Origin of the sequence: Chitinophaga skermanii, assembly GCF_003259335.1 — a bacterium.
Lineage (GTDB): Bacteria > Bacteroidota > Bacteroidia > Chitinophagales > Chitinophagaceae > Chitinophaga > Chitinophaga skermanii.
This window is the reverse complement of sequence record NZ_QLLL01000004.1, coordinates 564,730-579,733: the sequence shown is the minus strand read 5'-3', so window position 1 is coordinate 579,733 and position 15,004 is coordinate 564,730. Positions and strand designations below refer to the sequence as shown.

8 protein-coding genes and 1 riboswitch are annotated in these 15,004 nt (G+C 41.5%); of the genes, 4 read left to right on the top strand and 4 right to left on the bottom strand.

Annotated features, from left to right (window positions below; translation table 11 throughout):
- Positions 1 to 9 precede the first annotated feature (9 nt).
- Complete coding sequence (locus LX64_RS13025; RefSeq protein ID WP_111598082.1) at positions 10 to 342, bottom strand: YegP family protein; 333 nt, start codon at positions 340 to 342, stop codon at positions 10 to 12.
- A 313-nt stretch (positions 343 to 655) separates the two neighbouring features.
- Here LX64_RS13025 and LX64_RS13020 point away from each other — a divergent pair, with 313 nt between their 5' ends.
- Positions 656 to 3,070 (top strand): ABC transporter permease, encoded by a 2,415-nt coding sequence (locus LX64_RS13020; protein ID WP_111598081.1) that lies wholly within the window; start codon positions 656 to 658, stop codon positions 3,068 to 3,070.
- 150 nt (positions 3,071 to 3,220) lie between these two features.
- Here the strand turns inward: LX64_RS13020 and LX64_RS13015 are convergent, their stop codons facing one another.
- The 3 genes from LX64_RS13015 to LX64_RS13005 form a co-directional block, all read right to left on the bottom strand.
- Entirely contained in the window at positions 3,221 to 4,132 is a 912-nt protein-coding gene (locus LX64_RS13015) for a PorP/SprF family type IX secretion system membrane protein (RefSeq protein ID WP_111598080.1), read from the bottom strand.
- A gap of 5 nt (positions 4,133 to 4,137) precedes the next feature.
- On the bottom strand, positions 4,138 to 10,863 hold the full coding sequence (locus LX64_RS13010) for a T9SS type B sorting domain-containing protein (RefSeq protein ID WP_111598079.1): 6,726 nt from the start codon (positions 10,861 to 10,863) through the stop codon (positions 4,138 to 4,140).
- A gap of 824 nt (positions 10,864 to 11,687) precedes the next feature.
- Positions 11,688 to 12,545, bottom strand: coding sequence for an AraC family transcriptional regulator (locus tag LX64_RS13005; RefSeq protein WP_111598078.1), 858 nt, complete (start codon positions 12,543 to 12,545; stop codon positions 11,688 to 11,690).
- Between the two features lie 100 nt (positions 12,546 to 12,645).
- Between LX64_RS13005 and LX64_RS13000 the strand changes: the two genes are divergently transcribed.
- From LX64_RS13000 to LX64_RS12990, 3 genes are all read left to right on the top strand, one after another.
- Entirely contained in the window at positions 12,646 to 13,371 is a 726-nt protein-coding gene (locus LX64_RS13000; RefSeq protein WP_111598162.1) for a metallophosphoesterase family protein, read from the top strand.
- An 83-nt stretch (positions 13,372 to 13,454) separates the two neighbouring features.
- A complete protein-coding gene (locus tag LX64_RS12995; protein WP_111598077.1) occupies positions 13,455 to 14,018 on the top strand; it encodes a Crp/Fnr family transcriptional regulator in 564 nt (187 codons plus the stop codon).
- A 69-nt stretch (positions 14,019 to 14,087) separates the two neighbouring features.
- Positions 14,088 to 14,414 carry a DMT family transporter gene (locus tag LX64_RS12990; protein WP_111598076.1) on the top strand — a complete coding sequence of 109 codons (327 nt, stop codon included), beginning with the start codon at positions 14,088 to 14,090 and terminating at the stop codon, positions 14,412 to 14,414.
- Positions 14,415 to 14,665: 251 nt separating this feature from the next.
- Positions 14,666 to 14,859, top strand: a riboswitch (cobalamin riboswitch).
- Positions 14,860 to 15,004: the final 145 nt, after the last annotated feature.

Genomic DNA, 15,004 nt, shown 5'->3' with positions numbered 1-15,004 from the left:
TACATACTTTTAATTCGTTTGGTCGTCAATTGTAGCAGATGGAGCGTTGTTTTTAACGGATTCAATTCCGCCATCTCTGCCATGTGTATTTTCGTACATTTCACTAGTGCCAATTATTTGGCCGTTTGTAGCTTTTAGGTTGAAGTAGAATTGGCCATTTTTAGCTTCTTTCTTTTCATACCTTTCATCGCTCGAAGCATTGTTTTTAACTGAGGTGATGCCATTTTCGCAACCAGCTTTAGCATTATAGCCTTCGCTAACAAGAATGGTTTCCCCGTTTCCTGCTTTTAATTTGAAACGGTATTCGCCGTTTGCGCTTTTGGTGATAACAAATTTTCCCATATTGGAAGATATTTTTTTGTTATAGGAAGTTAATGAAAAAATTGTTTCAATAACAGCCTGTACAAATTCAATTCACTACCATCTGCACTCATACACAAGAAAAGTTGATTTATGGCCAGCGCTCGTTACTAGGCAACTTTGCTTACATTTGGGGCATTCACTTGTTCGCATTTGAACACAAAAGTGTTCGTATTTGAACACTTTTAGGGCCGGCAAAATGTCCAAATCCTTTACTGTAGCGGAGTAGTCGTACTGGCATCTAATTTGAGCGGACAGGCACAGTGTTCAAATACCTAACAAAATAGCTCAACCCATGCTTACAACTTATTTCAAAACGGCGACCCGTAGTATTTCAAAGAATAAAATGTATTCTTTTATCAATATTACAGGACTAACTATAGGTATTGCTTGCTGTATGCTGATCACCTTATTTGTGAAAGATGAGCTGTCTTACGATCAATATAATTCGCATTACAACGAAACATACCGCGTATTGCATGCTTACCGTACAGGAGATGTTACTAAGCAAACTGCTCCGCCTACACCGGAAGAATACCAAGTATGGGGAAATGCCCCTGTGGGTCCCTTACTTAAAAGTACTATTCCAGGAATCGTGCATGTTACCCAGTTTACCAGCGCCAAAACGGTACTCATGCAGCAAGGTAGTAACCGCTTCCAACAAGAGGGTTTGCTCTTTGCCGATGAACATATTTTTGATGTATTTTCTTGGAAGTTTATAGCGGGCGATCCTGCCACTGCCTTAGTTGCACCTAATGCCATTGTATTAACCAAATCAATCGCAGAAAAATACTTCGGCAGTACTAACATTGTAGGTAAAAGCATTACTGCCGATGATATTACGTTGAATGTAACAGCTGTTATGGAAGATGTGCCATCCAATTCACATTTTACCTTTACCGGGCTTATTTCAATGGAAACCTTTAAACGGATAAGAGCTGATATCTTTTCAGAATGGGGATATGTAGATTTCTATACGTATTTCACTACTACACCTAATACAAATTTAGCGGCGCTTAACGCCAAAATCCCCACTATACTCAAACAGCATCGTACCAATGTTCGTGATGAAAACTATTCCTTCACTTTCGAACCTTTGAAAGATGCATATCTACACTCTAAAGCGGCTCGTCAACCTGGCACTACAGGTAGCATGTCGAACATTGTTATTTTCTCCTTGGTGGCAGCTTTTATGCTGGTTATTGCCGGTATAAACTTCGTTAACCTTTCTACTGCCCGCTCTATGGAACGTGCGAAAGAAATTGGCGTTAGAAAGGCGGTGGGTGCGCAAGAAAGTGCGCTTATTCTACAATACCTTACCGAGGCTGTTTTATTGACGACAATCGCCACTATTTTGGCAGTGGGCATCTGTTACCTCTGCTTGCCATTATTACGACAAGTAGCGGACAAATCGCTGCCTGTAGGCTTAATGTGGTCGAAAGAATTGGTAGCATTTTATTTGTTCACACCATTATTAGTAGGCATCCCTGCAGGCATATACCCCGCTTTTGTACTGGCGAAGTTCAAACCGGTGAAAGTACTCAAAGGCCGGTTCACTTCCAGCGCGAAAGGTTTACAATTAAGAAGAGGGTTGGTCGTATTCCAGTTCAGCTTATCTATCGCGTTAATTGCTTGTACGGCCATTGTGTATTCACAGTTATCACACTTACAACACCATAGCTTAGGTTTCGACAATGAGCAATTATTAGTGATCGATTATGGTGGTGATGAATTGGTGAATAAACACCAAGACGCCATCAAACTAAAACTAGCTGAAAATCCTGCTGTTAAAGCTATCTCTATTTCTAGGGCCGTACCGGGTGATATGTTCCCTGATGGCGGTACCGGGATTATTGCTGCTAGCGGCGAAAGAATTTGGCACAATCCATCGATATATGAAATCGACGAAGATTTCATGTCAACGTTGAATATACCGATGGCTGCCGGTAGAACATATTCTAAGAGTTTCCCTGCCGACACGGCCCATTCTTTAGTGGTGAATGAAGCTACCGCGAAACTTTACGGTTATAGCAATCCTGCCGATATTATAGGTAAATCGTTCGATCAATGGGGTCGTACCGGGGTGGTAATTGGCGTAGTAAAAGATTTCAACTATGAATCATTACACCAAAAAGTGAAGCCATTGGCTTTGCGTAGAGGCGATCCAGATTCATTTGGTAAAATCACGTTACGCTTGCAAACGAATGATATTAAGCAAACCATCCAGCAAATAGAAACCACTTGGAATACCGTGGCACCCCACCGCCCGTTCTTGTATTCATTCCTCGATCAAGCGTTTAATCGTCAATACCAAAAAGATGAACGCTTCGGCCAACTATTCAGCGTATTCGGGATATTAACGATCTTGATCGCTTGTTTAGGTTTGTTTGGCTTGGTAACTTACTCCATCGAAAAAAGGATTAAAGAAATTGGTATACGCAGAACATTGGGTGCTTCTATTCCAAATGTGATTGGGTTATTATCGAAAGATTTCGTGGTATTAATTCTCATCGCGATTCTCATTGCTACGCCAATTGGTTGGTATGCTATGCGTAATTGGTTAAATACCTTTGCTTATAGTGTAGAGATTCAATGGTGGATTTTCTTGATAGCGGGTTCAGCAGCTTTAACGTTGACCTTGCTAACGATTGGGATTTTGGCCTTCAGGGCGGCACGTATCAATCCAATCAAAGCATTGCGTACAGAATAATTATTCTTCCTTACCAAATAGTATAAAAGCATAAGACAATAGGTCTTATGCTTTTTTTATGTAGAAATATTCGCTAGTATTTTACATCATAGCAAAAGGACGTTCCCTTCAACAGGAACGTCCTTTTTAACAATATTGCTGACCGGGTATTTACTTCCCGTGTAACAAGTCTACTTTCAACCCAATGGTAAAGTTGCCCGATAAGTAATTACTTAAACCTGCCGTTTGAGTAGTATAAGCACACACAACACCCACCGTATGCGCTACATTAAAGCCAGCCCCTACCGTAAAGTTCTTTGATGTGTGGTACATCCCAAATACATTGGCCACGTTATCTAAGAATACCAAGTTCGCACCCATATCCACGATATTATCGAAACCACGCACCCCGCGGAAAACTACCTTCGGCTCGATGGACGTTAATTCTGCACCTACTGGAATCTTGTAGCTTACCGCTGTATTAAACGTAGAACTGTTCACCATATTCTCGTTCCCCGATTTAAAGTAGCCTACTAATTGCGGGAAAGCAGCTTGTACATTTAAACCATTACTCGTGTACGCAACACCAAAGTCGGCATCGAAGTAGTTGTCACGGCTGTTAAAACGACCAATAGAAGGATCACTTCCATCTCCATTCAAACCTTTCCGGTCAAGAAACTCGGTACGGAAACCTACCGACAAACCAAAGTGTAATTGGTGTGTGCCGCTATACGATAATGGCAAATGGTAAGCATAAGTAGCAGCTACACGGGTATTAGATAACAAGCCCGCTTTATCATTATACACGTACAAACCCACACCTACCCTTTTACCGGCAGCATAATCTGCCGTAAAAGCCATGGTTGTAGGCACACCGGGATCGTTTTTTGCTTGCCTTTTTACGGCAGCGTTAATATGAAGCCCGGTGTCAATCCCCGCGAAAGCGGGGTTGCCCAGGTATTGATTTGAAAAATATTGCGTGCCAAGCGGGTCAATTTGAGCTGTTGTGGCATTGCCCCATTGTTGTGCTTTTACACTTTGCGATCCTGCTAATAGCAGGAGTATATAAAATACCTTTTTCATCTTGATTAGAATTTATCCCTGATGATGGTAATAAAACCTTTTACTTTCGGTAAACCCGGACCAAAGTCGAGGATATAATAATATGTTCCTTCATCGAGTGGTTGGCCACTTAATGTACCGTTCCATTCGTTCGCGTAACTACGCTTATTGTAGATCAAACGACCGGCTCGATCAAAGATCTTCAACTCGTTATTCGGGTAGCTGTCGATATTCTTAATGACGAAACGATCATTCACGCCATCGCCATTCGGCGTCATCACGTTTGTAGCATCAACTTTATAATCGCTTACTACATCTAACGTAATTGATTGTTGTGCAGTACAGCCTTCTTTATTTGATGCTGTAACAGTGAACACCGTTTTCTCTTGCGGGCGAACTGTTGCGATCGCGCTTCTTGAGCCATTAATAATACTTGATGGAATATCTGCCGTCCAGCTATACGATGTACCACCTGTAGCAGTTAATTGTACGAGGTCGCCTTTCGATACTTGCAAACCTTTATCGCTCGTAATCGTAGGTTGACCAATACTTGATACCGATATATTGAATGATTGTTGTACTTGATCGATTCCACCATTCGCAGTACCACCATTATCTTTCACGGTAACCGTAATTTTACTAGTGCCGGTAGCACCAGGTACAAACCTGAAGCGGAGGCTATTGCCAACGATATCGAAAGAAGAGAACAACGTATTATTTGAAATATTCGCAGCAATGCTCACCGTTTGCGTTTTTTCTGGACCTGGTGTAACATTGGTCAAGTTAATAGCCTCTTCATTTGAGGAAGCGCAATACTTCACATCTTTAATTGCACCCAAAGTTGGTGCTTCGTTTACATCCGTGATATTGATAACGAAAGCGTTTTCGATGTATAAGCCATTTTGAGCGGTTGAACGAACACGAACGGTATAGCTGGATTTGTTTTCGTAGTTAAACACTTGGTTCGCGAGGATTTGGTTACCTACAATTTTGAAACTACTGTTATTCTCGCTACCAATACCATTTACCAAAGAGAATATGAACGTTGTACCTGGTTCTTGCGAAGTAGATCCTATTGTACCGACTACTGCGTTTACCGTGTTATTTTCCAACAAAGTAGTAGCCGTAAAGAAGATGCTGTTAGGTGCTTCTGGTACATCGGTGATATTGATTACGATCGCTTTCTCTAAGTATTCACCGTTTTGCGTAGTTGAACGTACACGTACGGTGTAGCTTGATTTGGATTCGTAATTGAATACGGCGTTCGCGAGGATTTGGTTACCACTAATCGTGAAACTCGCATTATTATCACTGCCTGTACCACTTACTAAAGAATAAGTAAATGTTGCACTAGCATCTTCCGCTGTAGAAGAAAGTGTACCTGCTATGGCACCAATGGCATTATTCTCATTCAATACGCTTGCATTGAAAGTAATAGCGGTTGGTGGTTCTGGTACATCGGTGATATTAATTACGATGGCTTTTTCGAGGAACTCCCCGTGTTGCGTAGTTGAACGTACACGTACGGTGTAGCTTGATTTGGATTCGTAATTGAATACGGTGTTGGCGAGAATTTGGTTACCGGCAATCGTGAAGTTAGCGTTGTTATCGCTACCTGTTCCGGTAACTAAAGTATAAGTAAATGTAGCACTTGCATCTTCTGAAGTAGACGAAAGCGTTCCTGCTACAGCGCCGATTGTATTATTCTCGTTTAATACGCTTGGTGTAAAGTTGATCGCTGTGGGTGGTTCTGCAACATCCGTGACAATGATAGGGAATGATCTTTCGAACCACAACCCATTTTGCGCCGTTGTACGAACGCGTACGGTGTAAACCTGCTTCGTTTCATAATCGAATACTTGGTTAGCACGTAACTCGTTACCTACAATCGTGAAACTACTATTATCATCACTACCAGTTCCACTTACTAATGAATAAGTGAATGTGCTCACTTCTGGTGATGTTGTAGAGAATGATCCAATAGTTGTACCTATTGCTTTGTTTTCTGCAATTAGGTTGCCCGCAAGGTTAATATTTACTGGACCTTCAGGTACATCTAGGATATTAATGGTAACGTTGGCATTTGCACTTGTATTAGCACCATCACTTACGTTAACGATTAATGTGAAGCTTGTTTGCTGTTCGTAATCTAAATCTGCAACATCATTCACCGTTATTACACCGGTTGTTGCATTGATGGCAAAGGCCGGTGTACCATTGTTATTAGGATCTACATTGGTTACAATAGTCCATTGTTCTAATGTATTGGTTGAACCCGGATCAGTACCCACCACTGTGCCTACCACTGTTCCAACTGCACTATTTTCATTTATAAACAGTACCTGGCCAGCAGTTACTATAGGTGGAACTGCATCTACTAAAACGTTTATTAAAGATGGAATGGTACCCAATGCAGTACTTGCGTTGTTACCTGCTTGCGATGTTATAGTGCCTGTACCCAATGATATGTTAGTAGCAATGGCAATACCATCTCTATCTAAATCGCCACTCTGCACATGATATTCAAATATAAGGGTATTAGTACCCGAACCACGGGTATACCCAAAGAATTTCGTGGCAGCACCAATTACCCCGTTAATACCAACCGTACCACTGAGGTTCACGTCTTTTGAGAAATGAACGCGTATAGATAGGTAATCCCCCGCTCTATACAAACCACCTATAGGTACATCTATGCTAGTAACAACCGGTATCACTGCATCCACAAATACACCAGATGTATTACTTACGTTATTATTCGTAAGGTCTAAATCGTTACCCGCTTCATCTTTTAAAGTACCTCCATTCAAGTCAATACTATTAATAGCTATGCCATTATCGTCAAAATCACCAGGACTCACTTGGTACTCGAACTTCAATTGGTTCGTACCTGGGCCGCCGATGTATTGCGCTTGTACGATTGTACCACCGATGGTTATTGGTAAGGTAGGGGCTCCTACTACATTCACATTCTCGGAAAGATTTACTTCAAAATATAAAGGATCACCTGCTTTATATGTGTCATTGGGTGGTACAGCTATGGAAGTAATTGTAGGAGCAATACCATCTACATACACGGTACTGGTTGATCCCACACTATTTAGTGTTAAGTTCGTGCCATTTGATGCTAAATCGTAAATAGCACCTCCATTTAACGAAAGATTGGACGACAATACAATACCATCTGTATCCAAATCAGTCGAAACAACGGTGTATTTAAACGTAATAACCTTCGTACCACTACCATCGAAATAAGGTACTTGACGAATGGTACTACCTATAGTTACAGGCAAATTCGGTGAACCAGCAACATATACATTCTCAGAGAATGACACTGCAAAGCTTAATGTTTCCCCAAGTTTATATGTTTTGCTGGTTGGTACGGCCACACTGGTAACAACTGGGTCAATTGCATCTACCTTAACACTCGCTGTACTACCAATAGCATTCAATGTAAGATCCAAATCATTACCTGAAGCGTCCTTCAAGGTGCCACCATTTAATACCAAGTTACTCACTGCTACACCATCATCATCGAAATCGTTTGCTTGAACGGTATACCTAAAGGTTAATTTATCAGTATCATCGCCATCGAAATACGTGGCAGTTACAACGGCAGTTCCTACTACCAAATATAATACCGGGGTACCGGTCACCTTAATTGGCTCATCGGCATGTACAACAAAGTTTAGCGGGTTACCAGTAATGTAAAACCCATTTGGCGGTACATCTACTGATACGATTTTAGGCGGTGCTGCATCTACTTTTACGCCACTTGTGTTGATGGTAATACCGCTTAAAGATGCATCTAAAGTGTTGCCTGCAATATCGAAGATAGCTCCTCCATTCATAGCAAGTTCTACTACTTCAATGCCATCAGTATCTTTATCACCGGCTACTATATTATAGGTAAATGTAAGTTGGCTGCTACCTGTACCAGATAAGAAATTTGCATTAACAATAGTGCCACCCATGTTCAATTTAATAACAGGTGTGCCCGCTACTGTTATTGGTTCTGATAAATTCAATCTAAATAACAGTTGTTCACCCGCCACGTAAGTTTTAGCTGCGGGTACTGCTAAGGAGGTAACTGTTGGTACTACAGCATCAATCAATAATATTTTATTGGCACCTAAAGAACCGGCTGCGCCTGGGGCTGGTAAAGTAAGTTGAGCATCAATAGAACTAGCTTTTATGCTACCTCCATTTAGGCTAAGTGCCGTGGTGCTTACATAATCTAAATCAGTAGAGTAATCGCCTGGCTGTACAATATATTGGAAAGTCAAGGTATTTGTACCTGTTCCTCCTATATAAACAGCATCGCGATCGGTGGCGCCTGTTTCCAATGTAAGCAATGGTGTACCTGTTACAACCACTGGCATGTTAAACGTAACAGTTACATCTATGATATTACCAGCTTTGAACATACCATTCAAGGTTGGCGACGTTACACTTGTAATCGTTGGAATACCAGGATTTATGTTGATATTTATTACGCTTGTACTTGTTTGCTGGCCACCTGTACCTGTATTGCCAAGATCATCGGCTGTTACCGTGATGGAGGCTGCACCGTAATAATTTGTATTAGATCTATACGTAACAGTAGATAACGCGGCGTTTACGTTAGCCGGCGTGCCTTGGATTTCCAAGCTCGCTACGTTCGTACCTGGGCCGCCGGAAATAAAGGTAATACCCCCTAAAGGTGTTAATGTCATTACCCCGTTTGTTGCAACAAGTTTCACACGCATTGGCGCACTTGTATTATCAACATCATTCGTGCTAATGGAGTTGGCTACGCTGAATACAAAAGTGGTATTCATGTTCATACTTACACTGGCTGGTGCAGTAATAACCGGGACATCATTCACGGCCGTTACTACTATATTAAACGTACTGGTACTAATCATATTCCCCCCAGTACCTGTATTCCCATTATCATTATAAACAACAGTAACAGTTGATGCACTCGTGCTATTGGGTGCTGTTGTATAAGAAACATTTCCAGCTGCACAATAAGAATTAATATCTGTTATTGTACCATTTAATGTAAGGGTACCTGTACCGGCACCCGACACTGTTACGCCTCCACCAACTATTCCACTAAAGGTACCTGTTGCAGCACTAATTGTTACCGTTACATTACCACTTCCTGCATCCACATCAGTAAATGCTAAAGGCGTGATAGTCGTTGGTACATCCTCTATAACTGGGAATGGAGAAACTGGCACAATAGGAGCTGCACCTGCATTGTTCACCTCGTTAATTCGTAACGTAGTAGCAGCACTTGCCGATAAATTACCTCCACTGCCCGTATTACCTAAATCATAAATAGAGCTAACTAATAACACATCTCCATTCAAATTAGCTTTAGCTATGTATTTTATATTTAATCCTGCGATATAAGAATTGATATCGGCTATTTTACCGGTTAAAGTCACTACGTTCGGGGTCACATTTACATTGATTGTTCCGGAAACAGTTGCTTGTAATTCGCCTACATCGAAGGGAATCATAAACGAAACTTGCACGTTATTAGTACCGGCATCTATATCATCAACAGTTACGCCTGTTATATGTACCGATCCATTCTCCACTAAATCAATCCATACCGGTGCATTTATGGTTGGGGCATCATTTACTGCTACGAATCGTAAAATGGAAGTCATCTGGGTACTTTCACTATTGGGGTCGCCTATACCAGGATCGATCCCTGTATTACCCATATCGTTGATGTTAATGGTTAAAGGTACATCCGCCGTATTATTGGCTACCGGCATATATTTTATGTTATTGGCAGCTATAAAAGCATTGATGTTGGGTATGCTTCCTTCAATTCTAATCGAGCTTGTTCCACTATTATACACGGTAATACCAGGGCCATTCGAAGATGTTAAAGTACCACTAGGCACAGAGAGCGTTACAACTACGGTAGCTTCTCCAGCATCCATATCGCCAAAAATAATAGAGTGTAACATTAATTCCTGGTCTTCCGTTCCTACCATACTTGCTACTGCTGTGATAGTCGGGCCGTTATTAACTGCAACAACCAATACTTGCGTATTAACAGTTGTACTTTCCCCGCCTCCATCAGTAACAGTTATTGATAATTGCCTAATAGCTGTTGATGGCGCATACGATGTATTGCTAAAACTAATAGACCGCATGATTTGAGTTACAATGGCAGATGTGGCAGTGCTTGCATTAAAGGTGACGATTAAAGGTGTGTTATTAGTACCTCCCGTAAAGGTGGCTACGGCGCTTCCACCGTAACTAATCGTATTACCTGAAACAATCATCGACCCTATATTAGTAGGTGCAAGAATATCATCAATCGTTCCTCCAGTTGCAATACTTACCGTGATATTTCCACCAATAAAGCTTGGAGAATCAGCATCCGAAACGGCGGCATTCGAACCAACATCTATTTTAACAGGACTGCTGTTTTCCCTGTAGGTAACCACATCACCATTCAAATTTAATATTGAGGGTGCCACGTAAGCGAACGAAGATACCCTCGTAGCCATTTTCCCTGGCTTATTGGTTACTACAGGATTTTCAAAATGACCAGCCAAGATATGAGCGGGGGCCGCTATCGTAAATGGCAAAATCGGCAAGTTTGTCAACGTGGTCCTTTGCCCATTAAGCGATACGGAAATACTTGTTACCCAAAACAGTAACAAGCAATACTTTATAACTGTCCATACGTTTCGTGTACGGCAGCCGTATTGGGGATGCGTGTAAAATTCTTCCATACAAATGATGCGTGGTTTTCTAACTTATAATAAACTTCTAACTGAATACAGATTCAACTTACCGAGTACTTACAACGACGTCTTTCAAGCATACTTAGTACCGGTTTGTAGCCTACCATTTATCATCTTCATGGATAAGCCACTAGGAATTTCTTCTTTGATATGGGTAAAATTTATGCAAGGTGGAAGAAAGTTTTACATAATAGTTCTAATGGGAAGTTCATTGGCAAGGTGCTAAGCATCACCGGCTGCGCCAGTAGCTCTTAGTTAAAACAACCATAAAACTAGGTATGGGCTTCGTTGCTATATCAAAAACGCTATACCCAAGTACTATTGGATAAAAATTCTCCATTACACGTTCGATCGCAATCGTTCATGTTGCATGAAGGGATTTATAAATAAATGATCTTGTTGTAAAGTAGCTCGTACTACTTTCACTTGCTTTCTATTACTAGTTTCTATGGATCAAATTCTTCTACCGCTGGTGCAAGTTTAAGAATGATTGGTTATAACTGGTTGCATATGATAGCAATAGCAGTCACAAGTCGGTTCTCGCCTATTGGTAGAAAAGGATGGTGGTAACACCCGGTAATATGAATTAATTACTTGGTATAGGTAAAACAAAAGGGCAAACATATACCTGCACTATACTGATTACTAGTTAATTGGTCCTAAGTTACATACGTTGTATTAATTCGAGCACTAAGATATATACTATTTTCAATAATGTTACCAGCAAAAGTAATACTCTTGCAAACTTCGTATAGCCGTGTGAGTATGAGTCTTTTAAGCTATGCCCAAAAACATACAATATCAGCCTTCCATTACTGGTTGAACGCTGTTTGGGTTAATTGTTTTCGGAGGGAAGAAGGACTTACGCCTGTTCGTTTTTTGATGAAGGTGGTGAAATGACTGGGATCTACAAACCCAAACTCGCCCCCAATCTCCGTTAGCGTAGCATCACTATGACGCATTTTCTCCTTGATCATTTCCAAGCGCAAAGCAGCTACGTAATCGCTTAGTGCCATGCCCATTTGCAGGGTAAAAAACCGCTTCAAACTAGAAGCCGACATGCCAAACTCGCTGCTTACATTCTTTACTGTTAGCCGTTCGGGATAGCGAATGTTAGCATGAATGAAGTTCTGCATGGCCGTGATCTTGTTGGCACCATACAACTGGGAAGGCTGCTCGTCAACATCCTGCATGCCTTCATCCAACAGTAGCAATAAGCTCCGTAACAGGTGGGTATGCACCTCTGTTACCCGTTGTTGTTCATCCAACCAAGCACCCACCATGATGTCAATAATACCTTTTGCGCGTAACAATTGGGCTGGTTTACAACTTCTATCAGTACGCGCGGTCCATTTCCTCGCCAGGTTTTTAATTAAGTGATCCCAGTAATCGTTGGAAGAGGCATTTACACCGCCATTCAATACGCCCGGCAAAAACTTAATCACGCTAAACTGTGTTTCCTCCTCGATGAAAAAATCGTGCGTGTCTTCCGGGGCTAAGAAGTAAACCGTTTCGCCTGCATAGCGGCTTTTTTGGCCGTTTAGTTCATGTACACCTGTTCCATGCCGCAAAAACATTAATTCGTAATGGTTGTGATTATGCGATGGGAATGGCCACATGCTAGTACTAAAATGCCGCATAAATAAAGGCTCAAATTGCACCAGTTTCATACAAAATCCTTTGGCCAAAAATACAAATTATTTACCTCATTCTACAAATACAGGATGTAACAACGGCGTAGGTTTGCATGGTTATTCAATCATTTATTTCATGATACAAATTGCCATCATCAGCGATATACACGCCAACTTACCCGCATTGCAAGCTGTTCTAAACGATATCGACCAGCGCAATATCTCTCAAACCTATTGCTTGGGCGACTTGGTCGATTTTGCTCCTTGGGGGAATGAAGTGATAAGCCTACTCCAATCCCGCCAAATACCCACTCTCCTCGGTAACCACGATGAGCGCGTCGCCTTCGATCAACCCATTATTCCTTTACCCCACCACGATGCTGTAGAAACCACGTACCGCGAAATCGCCATTCAATACAGCAAACAAACCATTACCGAAGTCAACAAACGCTGGCTGGCAGAACGACTGTACAACCTGTTGCTTACCTACCAAACGGGCACCCGGTTTGCCAATATCCTACTCGTACATGGCAGCCCCCGCAGTAATCACGAATACATTTACGAAGCACATCCCAACAACGATATAGTAGCTATGCTTGGCCATCAACTTGTTGATGCTGTAATAATGGGCCATACCCATTGCTCCTATATAAAACAAGCAGGCAAACTTACCATCGCCAATGTTGGCTCGGTAGGTAGAAGTAAAGAAGCAGATCGGAAGGCTACTTATGCCATTGTACATATCAGCGAAACAGGGGTAAGTGTAGAGATCGTGAAGGTGGCATATGATGTAGCTGCTGTGGCAAATGCCATTTACAACAGCGAGCTTCCCAATTTCTATGGAGATTTCCTATTGCAATAAGCCCGCGATGTAGCATTCTCCAGTATATTTGCTGAACAGCGTTGTTCAAAATAAACAAGGCTTCCACCGAATATCCTATTGTCATGATCATCGACAACATCATTAACAAGATTTATACACTCCCCGCGGCTTCTCTCGAGCTGCTGAAAGCACAGTTGCATTTGGTACATTACCCCAAAGGCACTTTGCTGTTGAAAGCCAATATCATTGAAGAAAGCATGTATTTCCTCAGTAAAGGTATTGCGCGGGCATTTGCTACGGTGGGCGATGACGAGGTAACGTTTTATTTCGGGCAAGAGGGCGATTTTATCTTCTCTATTAACACCTACATTGCCGGTCAAAAAAGCTATGAAAGCTTTGAATTATTAGAACCCTGCGAGCTCTACGAAATTAATGTTGCCCATTTGAAAGAACTCTATGAAATAGATGTACACTTGGCAAATTGGGGTCGTAAGTTTGCAGAGCAAGAATTGCTGCGAACAGAGCAACGTTTGATAGCTATGCAATGTAAAACCGCCCAAGAACGCTACCACGACTTACTCGAAAACGAACCCGAATTGCTGCAACGCGTGCAGCTGGGCCATATTGCTTCTTACTTAGGTATTTCTCAAGTAAGCCTAAGTCGTATCCGGGCCGACCGTCGATAAGCCTGTATTATTTAACATTTGTAAAATTCTTCCCGCCACTAGCATAGTACCTTTGCAAAAAATAATACTATGAGCTGGATCTTATTAATTATCGGCGGGCTTTTCGAAGTAGGGTTTACCACTTGTTTAGGAAAAGCGAAAGAAACAACCGGTGCCGAAATGTACTGGTGGTTAGCAGGTTTTGCCGTTTCCTTGGTGTTAAGTATGGGTTTATTGATGAAAGCCACCCAACAACTGCCACTAGGTACAGCCTACGCAGTATGGACAGGCATTGGTGCCGTAGGTACTGTGCTAATAGGTATTTTCTTGTTTAAAGAACCGGCTACTTTCTGGCGCCTATTCTTTATTATTACTTTGATTGGTAGCATTATTGGGTTGAAAGCTGTAGCCCATTAATCCCTTATAAAACATTTAATGGATAAGCTCGTTCCGCAACGAGCTTTTTTTATGTACTTACAGCATTACAATAAAGCAGTTGTACTTAACAATAAGTATGCAGTAACATTTGTTGCCTGTTTGTAATGAATAATCGTATTGTGTACATCACCTGTTGGTAAATAACGTACCGCTTCGCTTTGTAACTTTCTGAGATTTAATTGTAAAGTCTGCAAATTTGTATAATTTGCACCCTCAAGTTCTTTATCTATATCTACTCAAACAGTATAGGTTTCCGTTTTACCACGGAATTAATAGGGAATTGTGTGAAAATCACAAGCTGTCCCGCAACTGTAAGTAACAACAAAGTTTTTACCCTCGTTGTCCACTGTCTCTACCGCGTAGTGATGGGAAGGACGGTAAAAATGTTACAAGCCAGGAGACCTGCCTCTATTGTATTTGACAATGCTTTCGTGGAAAGAAGCAGTTGTTGAGCTGACTAGCATATAGCCAATGCCGACCATGATGAATGGTAACGGCTGCTTTGGCGTATGCCTATCATCTACCTACTTCACACTATTTCTTCCATCAATACATTGACGGTTTAGCAA

Excerpts from the sequence above, each read along its gene's own strand:
- LX64_RS13025 (WP_111598082.1), bottom strand. The coding sequence starts at position 342 with ATGGGAAAATTTGTTATCACCAAAAGCGCAAACGGCGAATACCGTTTC.
- LX64_RS12995 (WP_111598077.1), top strand. The coding sequence starts at position 13,455 with ATGATCATCGACAACATCATTAACAAGATTTATACACTCCCCGCGGCT.
- LX64_RS13010 (WP_111598079.1), bottom strand. The coding sequence starts at position 10,863 with ATGGAAGAATTTTACACGCATCCCCAATACGGCTGCCGTACACGAAAC.
- LX64_RS13015 (WP_111598080.1), bottom strand. The coding sequence starts at position 4,132 with ATGAAAAAGGTATTTTATATACTCCTGCTATTAGCAGGATCGCAAAGT.
- LX64_RS13005 (WP_111598078.1), bottom strand. The coding sequence starts at position 12,545 with ATGAAACTGGTGCAATTTGAGCCTTTATTTATGCGGCATTTTAGTACT.
- LX64_RS13000 (WP_111598162.1), top strand. The coding sequence starts at position 12,646 with ATGATACAAATTGCCATCATCAGCGATATACACGCCAACTTACCCGCA.
- LX64_RS12990 (WP_111598076.1), top strand. The coding sequence starts at position 14,088 with ATGAGCTGGATCTTATTAATTATCGGCGGGCTTTTCGAAGTAGGGTTT.
- LX64_RS13020 (WP_111598081.1), top strand. The coding sequence starts at position 656 with ATGCTTACAACTTATTTCAAAACGGCGACCCGTAGTATTTCAAAGAAT.